The organism is Paracoccus sp. (in: a-proteobacteria), from assembly GCF_035556475.1.
GTDB lineage: Bacteria > Pseudomonadota > Alphaproteobacteria > Rhodobacterales > Rhodobacteraceae > Paracoccus.
This window is the reverse complement of sequence record NZ_DATMFA010000048.1, coordinates 25194-42117: the sequence shown is the minus strand read 5'-3', so window position 1 is coordinate 42117 and position 16924 is coordinate 25194. Positions and strand designations below refer to the sequence as shown.

General features: G+C 67.4%; 15 protein-coding genes. 13 read left to right on the top strand and 2 right to left on the bottom strand.

Going from position 1 to position 16924, the window contains the following annotated elements:
* The 13 genes from VNQ78_RS06370 (at window position 1) to VNQ78_RS06310 (ending at window position 13405) form a co-directional block, all read left to right on the top strand.
* A complete protein-coding gene (locus VNQ78_RS06370) occupies window positions 1-996 on the top strand; it encodes an HAD family hydrolase (protein ID WP_325687771.1) in 996 nt (331 codons plus the stop codon).
* Window positions 996-1976 carry a DUF58 domain-containing protein gene (locus VNQ78_RS06365; RefSeq protein ID WP_325687769.1) on the top strand — a complete coding sequence of 327 codons (981 nt, stop codon included), beginning with the start codon at window positions 996-998 and terminating at the stop codon, window positions 1974-1976. Before VNQ78_RS06370 ends, VNQ78_RS06365 begins: the two co-directional genes overlap by 1 nt.
* Window positions 1973-2482 carry a DUF4381 domain-containing protein gene (locus tag VNQ78_RS06360; RefSeq protein WP_325687766.1) on the top strand — a complete coding sequence of 170 codons (510 nt, stop codon included), beginning with the start codon at window positions 1973-1975 and terminating at the stop codon, window positions 2480-2482. Before VNQ78_RS06365 ends, VNQ78_RS06360 begins: the two co-directional genes overlap by 4 nt.
* A complete protein-coding gene (locus VNQ78_RS06355) occupies window positions 2448-3488 on the top strand; it encodes a VWA domain-containing protein (protein WP_325687764.1) in 1041 nt (346 codons plus the stop codon). The genes VNQ78_RS06360 and VNQ78_RS06355 overlap by 35 nt, the downstream gene beginning before the upstream one ends.
* Complete coding sequence (locus tag VNQ78_RS06350; RefSeq protein WP_325687762.1) at window positions 3485-5014, top strand: VWA domain-containing protein; 1530 nt, start codon at window positions 3485-3487, stop codon at window positions 5012-5014. Before VNQ78_RS06355 ends, VNQ78_RS06350 begins: the two co-directional genes overlap by 4 nt.
* Entirely contained in the window at window positions 5011-6285 is a 1275-nt protein-coding gene (locus tag VNQ78_RS06345) for a hypothetical protein (RefSeq protein WP_325687760.1), read from the top strand. Before VNQ78_RS06350 ends, VNQ78_RS06345 begins: the two co-directional genes overlap by 4 nt.
* 104 nt (window positions 6286-6389) lie before the next feature.
* The gene (locus tag VNQ78_RS06340) at window positions 6390-7388 is read left to right on the top strand and encodes a formylglycine-generating enzyme family protein (protein WP_325687758.1); all 999 of its coding nucleotides are present in this window, start codon (window positions 6390-6392) and stop codon (window positions 7386-7388) included.
* Between the two features lie 16 nt (window positions 7389-7404).
* The gene (locus VNQ78_RS06335; protein ID WP_325687756.1) at window positions 7405-8208 is read left to right on the top strand and encodes a DUF72 domain-containing protein; all 804 of its coding nucleotides are present in this window, start codon (window positions 7405-7407) and stop codon (window positions 8206-8208) included.
* Window positions 8209-8455: 247 nt separating this feature from the next.
* Complete coding sequence (efeU, locus tag VNQ78_RS06330; protein WP_325687754.1) at window positions 8456-9298, top strand: iron uptake transporter permease EfeU; 843 nt, start codon at window positions 8456-8458, stop codon at window positions 9296-9298.
* Window positions 9295-10449, top strand: coding sequence for an iron uptake system protein EfeO (gene efeO, locus VNQ78_RS06325; RefSeq protein ID WP_325687751.1), 1155 nt, complete (start codon window positions 9295-9297; stop codon window positions 10447-10449). Before efeU ends, efeO (VNQ78_RS06325) begins: the two co-directional genes overlap by 4 nt.
* A 1-nt stretch (window position 10450) precedes the next feature.
* The gene (gene efeB, locus VNQ78_RS06320; RefSeq protein WP_325687749.1) at window positions 10451-11731 is read left to right on the top strand and encodes an iron uptake transporter deferrochelatase/peroxidase subunit; all 1281 of its coding nucleotides are present in this window, start codon (window positions 10451-10453) and stop codon (window positions 11729-11731) included.
* Window positions 11626-12597, top strand: a complete 972-nt coding sequence (efeO, locus tag VNQ78_RS06315; RefSeq protein WP_325687804.1) for an iron uptake system protein EfeO — start codon at window positions 11626-11628, stop codon at window positions 12595-12597. The genes efeB and efeO (VNQ78_RS06315) overlap by 106 nt, the downstream gene beginning before the upstream one ends.
* 118 nt (window positions 12598-12715) lie before the next feature.
* Window positions 12716-13405 carry a fumarylacetoacetate hydrolase family protein gene (locus VNQ78_RS06310; protein WP_414694046.1) on the top strand — a complete coding sequence of 230 codons (690 nt, stop codon included), beginning with the start codon at window positions 12716-12718 and terminating at the stop codon, window positions 13403-13405.
* 40 nt (window positions 13406-13445) lie between these two features.
* Here the strand turns inward: VNQ78_RS06310 and VNQ78_RS06305 are convergent, their stop codons facing one another.
* Together VNQ78_RS06305 and VNQ78_RS06300 are read right to left on the bottom strand one after the other, a co-directional pair.
* The gene (locus tag VNQ78_RS06305; RefSeq protein WP_325687744.1) at window positions 13446-14804 is read right to left on the bottom strand and encodes a hypothetical protein; all 1359 of its coding nucleotides are present in this window, start codon (window positions 14802-14804) and stop codon (window positions 13446-13448) included.
* A gap of 459 nt (window positions 14805-15263) precedes the next feature.
* On the bottom strand, window positions 15264-16892 hold the full coding sequence (locus tag VNQ78_RS06300) for an acyl-CoA dehydrogenase family protein (protein ID WP_325687742.1): 1629 nt from the start codon (window positions 16890-16892) through the stop codon (window positions 15264-15266).
* Window positions 16893-16924: the final 32 nt, after the last annotated feature.

The window sequence follows — 16924 nt, the reverse complement described above, 5'->3', positions numbered from 1 at the left end:
ATGAACAGTTCACGAAAGCTTCTTGTCCTCGCGCAGGCCGCCTGCCTTGCGGTCGCCATGCCGCTGGCGGCTTTCGCAGAGGAGCTTGCCTCATGGAATGACGGCCCGACGAAAAGCGCGATCACCGATTTCGTCAAGGCCGCGACCACCGATGGCGCCCCCGGCTGGATCGCGCCCGAGGACCGGATCGCCGTCTTTGACAATGACGGCACCCTCTGGTCCGAGCAGCCCGCCTATTTCCAGGCCTTCTTCGTCTTTGACCGCATCAAGGAAATGGCGCCGACACATCCAGAATGGAAGGAACAGCCGCCCTTCAAGGGCGTGCTGGAGGGCGACATGTCGGCGGTCGCTGCGAGCGGGGAGAAAGGGCTGATGGAGCTGCTGGCCGTGACCCATTCGGGCATGACCGACGAGGGTTTCGACACGGTTCTGGGCAAATGGCTGGAAACCGCGCGCCACCCCAAGACCCAGCGCCCCTTCACCGAGATGACCTTCGCGCCGATGGTCGAGCTTCTCGACTATCTGCGCGACAACGGCTTCCAGACCTGGATCGTCTCGGGCGGCGGCATCGACTTCATGCGCCCCTGGACCGAGGCCGCCTATGGCGTCCCGCCCCAGCAGGTCGTGGGATCGCAGATCGCCAAGGAATACCAGATCATCGACGGCAAGCCGCAATTCATGCGCAAGTCCGACGTGTTCTTCGTCGATGACGGCGCAGGCAAACCCATCGGGATCGACCGCCATATCGGCAAGCGGCCGGTCATGGCCTTCGGCAATTCCGACGGCGATTTCCAGATGCTGGAATATACCACCGCAGGCGATGGTCCCCGATTTGCCGCCATCGTCCATCACACCGATGCCGACCGCGAATATGCCTATGATCGCGAAAGCTCCTTTGGAAAGCTGGACAAGGCGCTGGATGCCGCGCCCGAAAAGGGCTGGCTGCTGATCGACATGGCGAAGGACTGGTCGCGCGTCTACCCGGACGCAAAGTGATGGCCGCCCCGGCCCCGGTCGGTGGGGATCCGCGCATCCATACCGACCTGCATCATCTGGGCGGACTGGAGGCGCGGGCGCGGGGCTTCGACTTCATGCCCCGCCAGCCCGTCGGCAGCGTGCTTGCGGGGCGGCGCGCCTCTCGCCTGCGCGGGCGCGGGCTGGAGTTCGAGGAGATCCGCGCCTATCTGCCCGGCGACGATACCCGCAGCATGGATTGGCGCGTCACCGCACGCACCGGCAGCCCCCATGTCCGCGTCACCCGTGAGGAGCGGGACCGCCCCGCCCTGATCATCATCGACCAGCGGCAATCCATGTTCTTCGGCAGCCGCCTGAACATGAAATCGGTGACGGCGGCCGAGGTCGCGGCCCTTGCCGCCTGGCGGATCCTTGCCGCTGGCGACCGGGTCGGGGGCCTCGTCCTGTCGGATACGGCGATCGAGGACCAGCGCCCGGCCCGCAGCCGCAATGCGGTCCTGCGCCTGCTGTCGCTGATCGCGACGCGCAACGCCGCCCTCTCGGCCGAGGCGCCGGTCGTCGCCGACGCTCCGGGCATCCTCGACCACGCGCTGGAGCAGGCGGCGCGTGTCGTCACCCATGACTGGCTGGTGATCATCCTGTCGGATTTCGACGGGGCGGGCGACGGGACGTTCCGCGCGCTCTCGCGGCTTGCGCGGAACAATGACCTGGTGCTGGGGCTGATCTATGACCCCCTCGCCCATGAGGTTCCGGCCGCGGGGCGGCTGGTCATCGGCGACGGGCACCTGCAGGTGGAACTCGACTTCGCCGAGAAGAAGGTCCAGCGCAACCTCGCCGAAACGGGAGGGGAGCGGCTGCGGGGCCTTCTCGCCTGGCAGGAGCGGCTGGACGCCGCCATCCTTCCGGTCAGCGCGGGCGAAGCCACCCTGCCCCAGATCCTGCGACTTTTCGGCTCTGGCCGGCCGGCGCGCGTGGCGGATTTCGGCGGGGGCGGGCCATGAACCCCGAGACCAAGGCCGATCCGGGCGAAAGCCTCGTCTCGCTCATCGCGCAGCTCCATGACCTGCGGGAGCCACAGGCAGTGTCGATGTGGCCCGACACCGATGCCTGGTGGGTGCTGGCCGTGATCCTCGCACTGCTGGTGGCATTCGGGATCTGGCGCTGGCTCAGGCACCGCCGGGCCAATGCCTATCGGCGCGAGGCGCTTGCCCGTCTGCGCGACCTTGAACCGGAACTGAGCAAGGGAGACCCCGCCGCCCTTGCCGGGCTTGACCAGATCCTGCGCCGCACCGCCCTTGCCGCCTTTCCCCGAGGCGAGGTCGCGGCGCTGACCGGGACGGATTGGGCCGATTACCTCGACCGCAGCGCGAAAGGGCTGCCGCCGCCGGGCTTTGGCGGCATCTCGGGCGCGCTGGCCGAGGCAGCCTACAAAGCCCGCCCCCCGGCTTTCGACGGGGCTGAGGTGGCGCGGCTTGCACGATACTGGATCCGGCATCACCATGCTTGAATTCGACGCGCCCTTCGCCTTTCTGGCCCTGCCGCTGCCGCTTCTGGTCCTGTGGCTGGCCCCGCCCCGGCGCGAGCGTGTGCAGGCGGTCCGGCTGCCTTTCTTCGAAAAGCTGAGCGCCGGCCTGCCAACCGGAGAGGGGGCGGTGGTCCCCGGCCGGCGCATCGCGCAGATCGCGGGCGTGGTGCTTCTCTGGGTGCTGGCAATCACGACCATCGCCCGCCCGGTCCTGCTGGGCGACCCGGTGACAAGGACCGAGGCCGCGCGCGACATCATGCTTGCCGTCGATATCTCTGGCTCGATGGCGGCGCGCGATTTCGTCGGGCCGGACGGAACGCGAGGCACACGGATGGACGGGGTGAAGCAGGTCCTCGACGGGTTCATCGCCGACCGCAAGGAGGACCGGATCGGTCTGATCGTCTTTGGTGCGGCGGCCTATGTCCTTGTCCCCTTCACCCGCGATACCAATGCCGCGCGCGAGCTGCTTGCGACGCTGGAACCCGGCATGGCGGGGCAGAACACGGTGCTTGGGGATGCGATCGGGCTTGCGATCCAGTCCTTCGCCGCCAGCAATGTCGAGGAACGGGTGCTGATCCTTCTTTCGGATGGCTCGGACACCTCGTCGCGCATGGCCCCCGCCAAGGCCGCCGACATCGCGGCGCAGAACAAGGTGACGATCCACACCATCGCCATCGGTGATCCCGAAACGGCGGAGGAGGAGGACCGCGTCGACCTGGACACCCTGCGCAAGATTGCGGGCGCGGCGGGCGGCACCTTCAATCGGGCCGAGGATGCGGCCGGGCTGACCTCGATCTATGCCCAGATCGACGCGCTGCATCCGGTCGAGGGCAAGGCGGTCTCATGGCGGCCGCGCCTGCCCTTGGGCAAATGGACGGCGGGCGCCTTCGTGCTGCTGACGCTGGCTAGCTATGGGATGCTGCTGGCCTCGCGCGCGTTGGGGCGCACGCGCAAGGCGACCAAGAAAGCAGATGAGGTTTCGGCGTGAACCTTTTATCCGATCTGCAGAATCTGACATTTCTGCGACCGATCTGGTTGCTCGCGCTTCCGCTGCTCGCGCTGGTCTGGTGGGGCCTGCGTCAGCGCGCGACGGCCGAGCGTCCGGTCATGCCGCAAGTCGCGCCGCATCTGCTGGAGGCGCTGACGCTCGGCCGCGCGGATGCAGAGCGGACGGGGCCCGCGCTGATCATCCTCGGCTCGGCCGCTTTGATGGCGATTGCCGCTGCCGGTCCCGCCTTCCGTCCCGAGCCTTCGCCCTTCGTGACCGAGACCGCGCCGCTGATCATCGCGCTCGACCTTTCGCCGGGGATGGCGAATGGCGACGTGCCGCCCTCGCGGCTGGAGCGCGCGAAGCAGAAGATCGGCGACCTGATCGCCTTGCGGGCGGGCGGAAAGATCGGGCTGATCGCCTATGCCGGCAGCGCGCATCTGGTGATGCCGCCGACCGAGGATCCGACCGTGCTGCAAAGCTTCCTCGAAGGGCTGAGCCCGGGCGTCATGCCGCGCGTGGGCCAGCGCCCCTCGGAGGCGATGCGGCTTGCGACCTCGCTTCTCAAGGCCGAGAATCAGGCGGGCACGGTCCTTTTCGTGACCGACGGGGTCGATCCGGCCGACATCCCCGACTTTCCGACCGATGGACCGGCGCGGGTCGCTCTGGTCGTCGCCCCGGATGGCGGCGGGGCCGAGCTTGACCGTTGGGCCAGGGCGGCGGATGTCGCGACGGTCGCGGTCAGCGTCGATGACAGCGACCTGCGCGCGGTCAATCGGGCCATTTCCTCGCGTCTGGCCCGGGCAGAGGCAAAGGACGGCAAGCTTCAGGACGATGGCTGGCTGCTGGCGATCCCCGCCGCGCTGCTGCTTCTGTCGTGGTTCCGGCGCGGGACGACGCTGCATTGGGCGATCCTTGCCTGCGCGGTGATGCTGCCGCCAGAGGCGCGCGCGGGCCCGCTTGCCGACCTGTTCTGGACACCCGACCAGCAGGGCGCGCGCGATTATGCGGCGCATCACTACCCCGAGGCGGCAGAGCATTTCACCGACCCGATGTGGAAGGCGGCGGCGCTGATACGGGCGGGAAAATATACCGAGGCCGCCGCGCTGCTGGAGCCGATCCAGAACCACGACGCGCAATTCAACCGCGGCGTCGCGCTGGTCCATGGCCGCGACTATCAGGGCGCGGTCGCCGCCTTCACCTCTGCCGTCGCGCTGGACCCATCGGATCGCGAGGCGCAGGAGAACCTCGACCTTGCCAAGCGCATCATCGCCTATCTGGACGAGAACCGCGATGCCGAGGATCCGCAGGCCGACAGCAAGGACAATGCCGCCGATGGCACGGTCGAGGATCTGCAAGGCGATCAGGGCCGCAAGATGCGCATCACCGGCGAGACCGGCCTTTCCGAGGACGCGGCCGAGCAATGGATGAAGCAGGTCCAGACCAAGCCCGCCGATTTCCTGAAATCACGCTTCGCGGTCGAGGCGGCGCGGCGCGCGGCCCGGACCGGCGGGGGCTCGCCATGAACATCCTGCGCGCATTGCTGCTGGCCTGCGCGGTCGGGCTGGCCGCGCTGCCGGTCGCGGCGCAATCGCCCGCGGATGCGCCACAAGTCGAGGTCACGATCGACCCGCCCGAGGGCGCGACCGTCGGCACACCGCTCAGTGTCACCCTCAGCGTCCTTGCCCCCAACTACCTGCTGAAGGCGCCGGTCTGGCCGGACCTGCAGATCGCCGATGCGATCACCCGCGTTCCGCCGAATGCGTCGCGTCCAGGCTCGCGCAGGATCGGGGGGCAGACATGGGTGATCGTTTCGCGTGTTTATGAGATCACACCCCAGCGCGCGGCGGATTACACCCTCGATCCGCAAAAGATCCCGCTGACCTATGCCGATCCCGAAACGAACCAGCCCGTCCCTGCAGAGGCGACGATGCCGGCCATCACCTTCTCAGGCACCGTGCCGAAGGGGGCGGAGGGGCTGAAGCCCTTCGTCGCGGCCGAGGCGCTGACCATTTCCGACGCGGTCGAGGGACCGGGCGACGACCCCCGCCCCGGCTCGGCGGTGACGCGGACAGTGACGATCGCGGCGCAGGGAACGCAGGCGATGCTGCTGCCCCCGATCCTTGGCGACGATGCCCCCGCCGGCCTGCGCGCCTATCCGCGCGAGCCCGAGCTTTCGGACCAGCCGGGCGAGCGCGGGGCCGCGCCCAAGGCCCGCCGGGTCGAGAGCGTAACCTATGTTGCCGAACTGCCCGGCGACTATACGCTGCCGCCGCTCCGCCTCGACTGGTGGAACAGCAAGGCGGGCAAGATCGAAAGCGCGGAGAGCCAGGGCGCGTCCTTCAGTATCCCCGCCCCGCCTGGATGGCATCCACCGGGCACGCCCGATCCACGCCGCGTCCTGCTGCTCTGGGTCGGGGGGATCACGCTTGCCATTCTGGCGGCGCTGTGGCTGGGGCGGCAGCGCCTGCGTTCCGGCTGGGCGCATCTTCGCCGGTCCGAGCCGGTGGTGTTTCGGCGGATGCTGGGACAGGCGCGCCACGGCCACACCGGCGAGGTGCGGGGAACGCTGGGCGAGTGGCTGCCGCTGCTCGGCGCTGGAAATCCCCCGGCATCGGTCGAGACCGCCTTGCGCAGGGCCGAGCGCGAGCTTTGGGGACCGGGAGAGCCGCTGCCCTCGCCCTCGTCAGCCAGCCGCAAGGCGCTGGTCGCCACGCTGCGCGAGGCGCGGCGCGACCTCCGCCACAGACGGCACGGGACCGCACAGGGCGCGCTTCCGCCGCTGAACCCATGGTGACGGCGCGACCGGGGCAAACGATTGCCAAGCCCGCGATGAAGCTTCAGACTGCGCAAGACGGCCGGGATGCCACCCCGCCCCCGGCACGGAGACAGGAGACCCGGATGACCGACCAGACCCTAGCCCGACCGGAGACCGCGCGCAGCGATGCCCGCAACGAACGACGGTTGCGCGACATGATCTGGGTGCCCGGCGGAACCTTTCGGATGGGCTCGGACGATCACTACCCCGAGGAAGCGCCCAGCCATCGCGTCAAGGTCGACGGCTTCTGGATCGACGTCGCGCCGGTCACGAACGGCCAGTTCAAACGCTTCGTCAAGGCCACCGGCCATGTGACCATGGCCGAGCGCCGGCCCGACCCCAAGCTTTATCCAGGTGCGCTGCCCGAGATGCTTTATGCCGGATCGCTGGTCTTTCTGCCGCGCCCCGGCATCACCGACCTGCGCGACTGGTCGCAATGGTGGAACTTCATGAAGGGCGCCGACTGGCGCCATCCCGCGGGCAAGGGCAGCAATATCCACGGCCTCGACGATCATCCGGTGGTCCATGTCGCCTATGCCGACGCGCTGGCCTATGCCAAATGGGCGGGCAAGGATCTGCCGACCGAGGCGGAATGGGAATTCGCGGCGCGCGGCGGCCTCGAAGGGGCAGAGTTCGCCTGGGGGGACGACCTGAACCCCGAGGGCCGGCAGATGGCAAATACCTGGCAGGGCAATTTCCCGGTCGAGAACCTGTCGCTCGACGGCTACGAGCGCACCTCGCCCGTGACCGCCTTCCCGGCGAATGGCTATGGCATCCATGACATGATCGGCAATTGCTGGGAATGGACGCAGGACTGGTTCTCGTCCAAGCATCCGGCGGATGCGGCCAAGGCCTGCTGCATTCCCGAAAACCCGCGCGGGGCGCCAATGGATGGCAGCTATGATCCCCAGCAGCCCGCCGTCAGGATTCCGCGCCGCGTCATCAAGGGCGGATCGCATCTTTGCGCGCCGAATTATTGCCGCCGCTATCGCCCGGCCGCGCGACATGCCGAGGCGGTGGACACCTCGACCAGCCATCTCAGCTTCCGCTGCGTGCTGAGGGCCGAGGGTCCGGCGACCTGAAACGAAGGAGACCCGGATGAGCAAGCGAAACGAGGGACGGATATTCGTCGGCATCGGCGGCTGGACCTATGAGCCATGGCGGGGCAGCTTCTATCCCGAGGGCCTGCCCCTCAAGCGTGAGCTGGACTATGCCAGCCGGCAGCTTACCGCGATCGAGGTGAACGGCACCTATTACCGCAGCCAGACGCCCGACACCTTCCGAAAATGGCATGACGAGACGCCGGAAGGCTTCGTCTTTGCGCTGAAGGCTCCGCGTTTTGCCACCAATCGCAAGGTTCTGGCCGAGGCGGGCGAGTCGATCGACCGCTTCGTCTCCGGCGGGATCGCGCTTTTGGGCGACAAGCTTGGCCCGATCAACTGGCAGTTCATGGCGACGAAGAAATTCGATCCCACCGATTTCGAGGCGTTCCTGACCCTGCTGCCGAAATCGGTCGACGGGCGGGAGTTACGTCACGCGGTCGAGGTCCGGCACGAGAGCTTCCGCACCGAGGCGTTTCTGGACATGGCCCGCGCCCACGGGGTCGCGGCGGTGATCTCGGCCGAGGGGGAGTTTCCCCAGATCGCCGACCCGACCGCGCCCTTCGTCTATGCCCGCATCATGGGAACGACCGAAACAGAGGAGCTGGGCTATTCCCCGGCGGCTCTGGACGAGTGGGCGGGCCGGGCGCGGAAATGGGCCGAGGGCGGGAGTCCCGAAGGCCTCGATTATGTCGGCACGCCCCAGCCGGGCGACCCGCGCGACGTCTATCTTTTCGTCATCAGCGGCTACAAGGAGCGAAACCCGCTGGCGGCGAAGGCGCTGATCGAAAGGCTGGGCTGAGACCCCCGGCGCGGAATGGCGGACAAACCCCAATCCCCTGACACGCTTTGCGCGATGTCGGGTCGAGCCTTTTCAACCGAAAGAGAGGGGAGCGCCCGGCCTGCTTCCACCGACCATTTTTCTCTGGATTGACAACATCGGGGCGAATGCCTTCTAACGGGATCCGACGCACCGACTGTGCGCCCAGTCCGTCGCGATGCCTCAGTGCCAGCCCCGGACCGCTCAAGTGGAATATCGGGACCGGCGAATGCTCGCACCATTTCTTATCATGCTGCGCGAAGGCCTCGAGGCCGCGCTGATCGTCGGAATCATTGCAGGCTATTTGCGCCAGACCGGGCGGCAGTCCTGGTTGCCGGCGATCTGGGTCGGCGTGCTGCTTGCCGTCGCACTGTCGCTCTTCGTGGGCGCGGCGCTCCAGCTTGCGAGCGCGAGCTTTCCGCAACGAACCCAGGAACTGGTCGAGGCCGTCATCGCGCTGATCGCGGTCGCGGTCCTGCTTGGAATGGTCTTCTGGATGCGGCGCGCGGCGCGGTCGATCAAGGGCGAGCTGCAAGGTTCCGTGGATCGTGCGCTGGGTCGCGGCGGCAGGCTGGCAAGCTGGGGGCTGATCGGCATGGTCTTTCTTGCCGTGGCGCGAGAGGGGCTGGAATCGGTGTTCTTCCTCCTCGCGATCTTCCAGCAAAGCCAGGACGGCGCGGCGCCGCTTGGCGCGGCGCTGGGGCTGATCGTGTCGGTGGTTGCGGGCTGGGCGATCTATGCCGGATCGCTGCGCCTCGACCTCCGGCGTTTCTTTCGCTGGACGGGCATCTTCATCCTCTTCGTCGCTGCCGGATTGTTCGCGGGCGCGCTTCGGGCATTGCACGAGGCGGGTCTCTGGAACGCCTTGCAGGAACAGGTCTATGACCTTAGCGGCCTGCTGCCCGAAACCGGCCCGCTGGGCAGCGTGCTATCCGGCCTGATCGGCTATCGCGAGGCACCGTCGCTCAGCGAGGTTCTGGCCTGGGCGATCTTCCTTGTCGTCAGCCTGACGCTGTTCCTGCGCCCGGTCACACCCGGCCTTGCCGCCACGCCGGCCGAGGTGCGGAAATGACCGGGACACCCTCGCGCATGATCTATCTCGCCATCGCGGGTTCGGCCTGTCTGGTGGCGCTGGGGGCCGGGGCGTTCTGGTATGCGACGACGCGCCAGCCCGCACAGGCAAGCGCCGCCGACCGGCTTGTCACCGTCGATGCGCGCAGCTGCGCCCCGAACGAGATCACGGTTCCGGGCGGCAGGCGCAGCTTCGAGATCCTGAACAGTTCCGACCGCCCCATCGAATGGGAAATCCTGAACGGGGTCATGGTCGTTGCCGAGCGCGAGAATATCGCGCCGGGCTTTCGCACGACGCTTGTGGCCGACCTTGCCCCCGGAAGCTACGAGATGACCTGCGGCCTCCTCTCCAATCCGCGCGGCCGGCTGATCGTCACCGCCTCGGACGAGGCGACGACGGCCGCGTCCGAGGTGACGCTGCGCAAGTTCCTCGGCCCGCTCTCCGAATACCGGGTCTATCTGGTCATGCAGGGCAATCAGGCGGTGAAGAAGGCCGAGGCGCTGCGCGATGCCGTGGCGGCGGGCGATCTCGATGCCGCACGCGCGGCATGGCGCGAGGCGCGCCTGCCCTATCGCCGGGTCGAGCCGCTGGCCTATCGCCTCTCGGACCTGGAAAACGTCATCGACCCGCATGCCGCCTATCTGGCCGGCCGCGAGGAGGATCCGGCCTTCACCGGCTATCACCGCCTCGAATACGGGCTTTTCCAGCAAAACAGCACCGATGGCCTGCAACCCTTCGCCGATCGTCTGGTCGAGGATCTGAAGACCCTCTCGGCCCGGCTGAAGGAAATGCCCCTTGATCCGCAACTGCTGATCGCGCTGCCCGGCGACATGGCCCAGCAGATCGCCACCGGCCAGATCCCCGAGGGGGAGAACAGCTATTCCGGCAATGATGCCGAGGACCTGGCGGCCAGCCTTGAAGGGATCGCGAAGCTGACCGACCTTCTGCGTCAGGTTACCGCCAGCGTCGATCCCACGCTGGACGAGGAAATCGGCCGGGCTTTGCAGAAAAGCCGGGACGGCGTCGCGGCGCTTGGCGATGTCGCCTCCTATGCAGAGGTTCCGGTCGCGACGCGTTCGGCGCTGGCGCAGGATCTGCTCGGGCTGGCGGACAGTCTCTCGCGTCTGCAACCTGTCATCGGGAAAAGCTGACATGGCCGGATGCCCGTTCAGTTCCGGTCCCAGCCGCCGCAGCGTGCTGATCGGCCTCGGCTCGGTCGGGACGCTGGGCGTCGTCCCCGCGCGCGCCGCGCCGCAGGTCGAGGATGCGCCGGCCCGCGAACCCGATCTAGCGGGGCGGCAGGTTCCCTTCTATGGCGCGCATCAGGCGGGGATCACCACCCCCCGCCCCGCCGCGGGCCTGATCGCAAGCTTCGACATCGTGGCCACGTCTCTGGACGAAATGGAGCGGATGCTGCGCGGCCTGACCGAGCGCGTGGTGTTTCTGACGCAAGGAGGCGAGGTTCCGCAGCGCGATCCGAAGCTGCCACCTGCCGATTCCGGGCTGCTGGGTCCGGTGATCGAGCCGGACAATCTGACCATCACGCTGGGCCTTGGCGCGTCGTTCTTTGACAAGCTCCCCGAACTCGGCCCTCTGAAGCCCGCCCGGCTGGAACGGATGGTGCAGTTTCCAAACGACGCCCTTGTCGCGGCGGATTGCCACGGGGACATCTCGCTGCAATTCTGCGCCAATCTGCAGGACACGAACCTTCACGCCCTGCGCGATGTGGTGAAGAACCTCTCGGAGTTTCTGGTCCTGCGCTGGATGGTCGAGGGTTCGGTCCCGCCCGTCACGCCCGCGCCGGACGGCTCGACCCCCAGCGCGCGGAATTTCCTCGGCTTCCGCGACGGATCTGCCAACCCGGATTCGACCGATGCTGAGCTGATGCGGCGGGTGGTCTGGACCTCGCAGCCGGACGAGCCCGGCTGGACCCATGGCGGCAGCTATCAGGCGATCCGCATCATTCGGAATTTCGTCGAACGCTGGGACCGCGCCCCGCTGGCCGAGCAGGAGCGGATCCTTGGCCGCACCAAGATGACCGGCGCGCCGCTGGATGGCGATGCCACGGCGACCGAGCATCACCTGCCCGATTTCGCCGCCGATCCCGAGGGCGAGCGCACCGCACTTGATGCGCATATCCGGCTTGCCAATCCGCGCAGCCCGGAGAGCGAGCGGAACCTGATCTTGCGCCGGCCCTTCAATTATTCGCGCGGCGCCACGACCAATGGCCAGCTTGATCAGGGCTTGCTGTTCATCTGCTACCAGTCGGACCTGCGCGCGGGGTTCATCACCGTGCAGGAGCGCCTGAACGGCGAGCCGCTGGAGGAATATATCAAGCCGGTCGGAGGCGGATATTTCTTTGCGCCGCCCGGCGTTCCGGGGCCGGAGGATTACCTCGCCTCGACCCTGATTACCGAAGCCAGGCGGTCCTGACCCGCCCAAGCCGCCAACCGAACCTCACGACATGGGAACGTGACATGACCGGAATACTGAAAACGACCGCTATTGCCCTGGTGCTGGGCGGGTGGGGCCACGCCGCCCTTGCCGCCGATCCCTCGCTGGACCTGATCGGACCGCTTTCCGAATACAAGATCTTCGTGGCCGAGAACACCGCGAAGCTGGTCGAGGATGTCGAGGCCCTCACCGGTGCCGTGAAGGCGGGCGATGTCGAGAAGGCGAAGGCGCTTTTCGCGCCCACCCGCACCAGCTATGAGCGGATCGAGCCGATTGCCGAGCTTTTCTCGGATCTCGATGTGTCGATCGACGCGCGGGCGGATGATTACGAAAAGGCCGAGCAGGATCCCGCTTTCACCGGCTTTCACCGCATCGAATACGGCCTCTGGCATGATGGTTCGACTGCGGGGCTGGAGGAATATGCCGACCGGCTGCTCGCCGATGTCAAAAGCCTCGACCAGCGCATCAACGACCTGACCTTCCCCCCTGAAGTGGTTGTCGGCGGGGCGGCCGTCCTGATGGAGGAAGTCGCCGCGACCAAGATCTCGGGCGAGGAGGATCGCTATAGCCGCACCGACCTCTGGGATTTCGATGCGAATTTCGAGGGCGCCGAGAAAATCTATCTGCTGCTGCGCCCGCTGGTCGAGCAGGACGCAGAGTTCGTCCAGAAAGTCGACGGCAACTTCAAGACCGTGGCGGATGTTCTTGAGAAATACCGCACCCCGGAGGGCGGTTATGTCTCTTACGAGAAGCTGACCGACGAGGACCGGACGCTGCTTTCCGCCAAGGTCAATACGCTGGCCGAGGATCTGGCCACCCTGCGCGGCAAGCTGGGTTTGGGCTGATCCGGCCTCCGCGCGTCATGGCTCTTTCCGGGTCGGCAATGGTTTCGATGCCGGCCCGGGCAAGGCTATGGAGCATGGAATACGAGGCAGGAGCCAGATGATGAACGAGATGACCAGGATCGAGGACTATGCCTTCGCGCCCGCAGCGGTGCCGACCATGCCGGTTGCCGGCAGCGACAAGCTGTTCCCGGTGCGCCGGATCTATTGCGTCGGGCGCAACTTCGCCGACCACGCGATCGAGATGGGCCATGATCCCGACCGCGAGCCGCCCTTCTTCTTCCAGAAGAACCCGGATGCGATCGTCCCTCCCGGGGGCGATTTCCCCTATCCGACGGAAACGAACGACGTCCATCACGAGATCGAGCTGGTCGTCGCGCTGAAATCCGGAGGCACCGACATCGCGCCCGAGGCGGCGCTCGACTGCGTTTTCGGCTATGGGGTCGGGCTGGACATGACCCGGCGCGACCTGCAGGCGGTGGCGAAGAAGATGGGCCGCCCGTGGGAGACGGCGAAATCCTTCGAGGCGTCGGCCCCGTGCTCGGCCATCCACCCCGTCTCGGCGGTCGGGCATCCCGAGGCGGGCGTGATCGAGGTCGAGGTCAATGGCGAGACGCGCCAGCACGGCGACCTGAACCAGATGATCTGGAAGGTGCCCGAGATGATCTCCTACCTCTCGCGGCTGTTCGAGCTGCGGCCGGGCGACGTGATCTTTGCCGGCACCCCTGCCGGTGTCAGCGCCGTGGTCCGGGGCGACGTGATCACGGGTCGCGTGGACGGCGTGGCCGAGATCACCGTCAGGGTGGTCTGACCTTCGGGCCGCCGGCCGGCGGCGGCTAAGCCGTGGCCTGTCATCCGGCGCCGTGGAGCCCGAGGATCAGCACCCAGGCCGAGATCATCAACCCGACGAGGATCGCATAAAGGCCGTTCCAGCGAAGCCCGGCCTGCCGGGGCGGCACCTCGCCATAGGTTCCGACCAGCAGCACCGAAGCGGTGAAGGGCGAGGTGGTGCCGCTGAGCGCCCAGCCCCCGGTAATCGCCGCGACCAGCACCGCGGGATGCAGCCCCATCTCGGCCGGCGAGGGCAGCATCGGCACGATCAGCGATACCGAGAGGATCGGGTTCATCCCGAGCTGTCCGGTCAGGGGCACCAGCCAGACCATCGCAATCGCAATGGCAAGCGGCGGCAGCGCGCCCAGATCCAGCCCGAGACGCGGCATCAGCGGGACGATCAGGAACGCGCCGAGGCTGCCGATGAAGGCGGCCATGAACAGCAGCACGATCTGGCCGCCATAGGCCGGCAGTTCGCGCTGCAGGAACTCGGCCACCTTGCGGCCAAGATGGGCCATCCTTCCTCCGCCCATGCCGTCACCCTGCAACCAGATCCAGCCAAGCGCGACGAGCGGCACGAAGGACATGACCGCGCCAATGACGTCGATCCCCGTCGCCCGGCGCAGCAGCAGGATGCCGCAGGCCACCACCCCCAGAAGCAGAAGCAGCGGCCTCAGCCGCACCAGCCAGCCGCCCGAAGGCGCGTCGCGGAGTGGCGCGGGCCGGGCGAGACGGGGCTTGAAGACACTGTCCATGCCCCAGCCCACCATAATCATCATCGCCGCATTCACCATGCAGGGCAGCGCCACGGCGCCCCAGCTTGCACCCGGCACCAGCCCGACCGTGATCGCCATGGAAAACCCGAGCGGCGACCAGCAGAGCGTCGAGGCGAAGCCGCGCTGGATCGCCACCAGCATCCGGCGCAGACGCAGGCGGCGAAGATCCGGGTCGGCTTCCCTCGCCGTGCTTTCCGCGGCAAGCGAACCGAGAAGCGCGATCGAGCCATAGAGCAGGATCAGCCCGAAGAGATGCCCGCCGATCGTCAGGGCGACATAGCGCAAGCCGGGTCTCTGTCCGGCCAGGAAACGCCCGCATTCGAGGATCTCCCACGAACCGATCGCGGCGATCCTTATGGCGGTCAGCGCGGTATAGAGGGCGATGACGAAGCTGCCGCTGCTCACCGCCCTCCAGATCCCCGTAAGCCCCTCGGGCCGCGTCGCCAGCGCCCAGATGGCCAGCGCAAGGCCGACAAAGACGAAGACCCGCGGCGTATTCCGGTCGGCGAGGCTGAAGGCAAGGATTGCCGCCAATGCGAAGGCCCCCGCAAGCGCATGGGGAACGGCGCCGCCGCCATATTCATGGAGGATGGTCGCGATCATGCAGCCGGCGGGGAGTAGACCCGCGAGGCTCGCTATCCTTCGCCGCATTTCGGGCATCAGACGCGGTCCCGGTTGACTGGAAGCGCCGGGTCGATCTTTCTCAGGCATCCAGCATCCGCCCGCGCGCCAATCCGGCCGGGATGCCGTCGAGCAGCGCGTCGAAGCGGCGGCGGGCGGGGTGATATTTGACGCCGATGCGCATGGTTTCCCGGGTTTCGTCCCGATCCGCCACCGCCCGAAGGGCAAGGGACGAATCGTGGCAAGCCTTGAGCAATCCCGACCGGGCGTCAATGGCATGCCCGGATCGGCCTTGACCTTTGGGCTATTGCCGCTCTGTCATTGCCTCCGCGCCCATCCGGTCGGCGGTTTTGCGGAAGGCTCGGTCAGCTTGCGGGTCGTTGAACCCGAACGGAAAACGCCCTTGGTCTCAAACGGGCATTCCTGTGTGCACCTGATGCCTCAAACCGGATCGAAAGGCAGCCCCGAGACCAGAATACGCTCGCTTTCCCCAGCCGGGATCGACCCGCCAAGCCGTCCCCTTTCGCCGCGAAGGCGGGTCTGGATGAACGCCTCGGCAATCGGCGTATCGGCGGCCTCGATCAGCGTGGCTCCGGTCAGCAGCAGGGCGGTGCGCTCGACGAACCAGCGCGCCTCGGCCTCGGGCACCTGCCTGTTCCAGCGTGCGCGATGCGCGGCCAGCGCGGCATCATAGCCGGGATCGCTCCCGCGCGCGGCATCGACCCGCGATGCGAGCATCTCGGAAGCCAGCGGCTCGCGCGCCAGCGTGCGCAAGGCGTCGAGGCAGATGATATTCCCCGAGCCTTCCCAGATCCCGTTCAGCGGCGCCTCGCGGTAAAGCAGGGGCAAGGGGGTGTCCTCGACATAGCCCATGCCCCCCAGCACCTCCATCGCCTCGGCGATGACGCTCGGGCACAGCTTGTTCGAAAGATACTTGGCCAGCGCGACGCCGATCCGGGCGAAGGCGCGGTCCTCGGGCGTCCGGCCGTCAAAGCTTTTCGCCACCGACAGACCCAGGACAAGGCTTCCCTGCCAGTCGAGGACCAGATCGGCCAAGGTCGCGCGCATCAGGGGCTGGTCGATCAACCGTCGTTGGAAGGCGCTGCGATGGCTGGTCCAGCGGCAGGCCTCGCGCAGGGCCGAACGCATCAAGCCCGCAGGCGCCATCGCGGTATCGAGGCGGGTGTGATGCACCATCTCCAGAATGGTGCGGATGCCGCTGCCTTCCTCGCCGACCTGCCAGGCCAGGGCGGAGTGATATTCGATCTCGGCCGAGGCATTCGAGCGGTTGCCGAGCTTGTCCTTGAGGCGCTGGATATGGATCGCATTGCGCCCGTCCTGCAACCATCTGGGAACAAGAAAACAGGTCAGCCCGGCCGGGGTCTGGGCGAGGGTCAGGAACCCGTCCGACATCGGGGCCGAGCAGAACCACTTGTGGCCGGTCAGCCGCCATTCCGTCCCATCCCGCTCGGCGCGCGTGGTGTTCGCCCGCAGGTCCGAGCCGCCCTGCTTTTCCGTCATCGCCATGCCGAGGGTCACGCCCTCCTTCTCGGCCATCGGCCGGATCGAAGGATCGTAGCGGCGCGAGAGCATCTTCTCGCCCCACGCCTCCGGCAAGTCGGCGGCGGCGATCACCGGCATCGCGGCATAGGTCATGGTCAGCGGGCAGCAATGCCCCGGCTCGACCTGGCTGGCGAGGTAGACCATCGCGGCATGGGCAAGATGCCCGTCCTCGCCCCCCTCCCAAGCAATGGAGTGATAGCCGGCCCCGACCGAGCAGGTCATCAGCGCGTGATAGGCGGGATGGAACCGCACCTCGTCCAGCCGCCGGCCGCCACTGTCGAACAGCCGCAATTCCGGCGGGTTGCGATTGGCGTCGCGCGCGGTCTCGCGCATTCCGGCCGAGCCGAGGGCCGCGCCGTAACGGGCCAATGCGCCGGTTGCCGCCGATCCTTCCAGCGCGTGCCGCAGCGCCGGATCGTCGCGCCAGAAATCACGATCCCCGGCAGGTTCGGGCTGGTTCAGCACCTCATGGGTTTCCAGCCGGGCCGTCCCCTCCAGCTCTGCCATGCGCTTCCTCCTCCGATCCGACAGCGGGATCC

Coding starts and splice junctions, on each gene's coding strand:
- VNQ78_RS06370 (WP_325687771.1), top strand. CDS start 1: ATGAACAGTTCACGAAAGCTTCTTGTCCTCGCGCAGGCCGCCTGCCTT.
- VNQ78_RS06365 (WP_325687769.1), top strand. CDS start 996: ATGGCCGCCCCGGCCCCGGTCGGTGGGGATCCGCGCATCCATACCGAC.
- VNQ78_RS06360 (WP_325687766.1), top strand. CDS start 1,973: ATGAACCCCGAGACCAAGGCCGATCCGGGCGAAAGCCTCGTCTCGCTC.
- VNQ78_RS06345 (WP_325687760.1), top strand. CDS start 5,011: ATGAACATCCTGCGCGCATTGCTGCTGGCCTGCGCGGTCGGGCTGGCC.
- VNQ78_RS06340 (WP_325687758.1), top strand. CDS start 6,390: ATGACCGACCAGACCCTAGCCCGACCGGAGACCGCGCGCAGCGATGCC.
- VNQ78_RS06335 (WP_325687756.1), top strand. CDS start 7,405: ATGAGCAAGCGAAACGAGGGACGGATATTCGTCGGCATCGGCGGCTGG.
- efeU (WP_325687754.1), top strand. CDS start 8,456: ATGCTCGCACCATTTCTTATCATGCTGCGCGAAGGCCTCGAGGCCGCG.
- efeO (WP_325687751.1), top strand. CDS start 9,295: ATGACCGGGACACCCTCGCGCATGATCTATCTCGCCATCGCGGGTTCG.
- efeB (WP_325687749.1), top strand. CDS start 10,451: ATGGCCGGATGCCCGTTCAGTTCCGGTCCCAGCCGCCGCAGCGTGCTG.
- VNQ78_RS06305 (WP_325687744.1), bottom strand. CDS start 14,804: ATGATCGCGACCATCCTCCATGAATATGGCGGCGGCGCCGTTCCCCAT.
- VNQ78_RS06300 (WP_325687742.1), bottom strand. CDS start 16,892: ATGGCAGAGCTGGAGGGGACGGCCCGGCTGGAAACCCATGAGGTGCTG.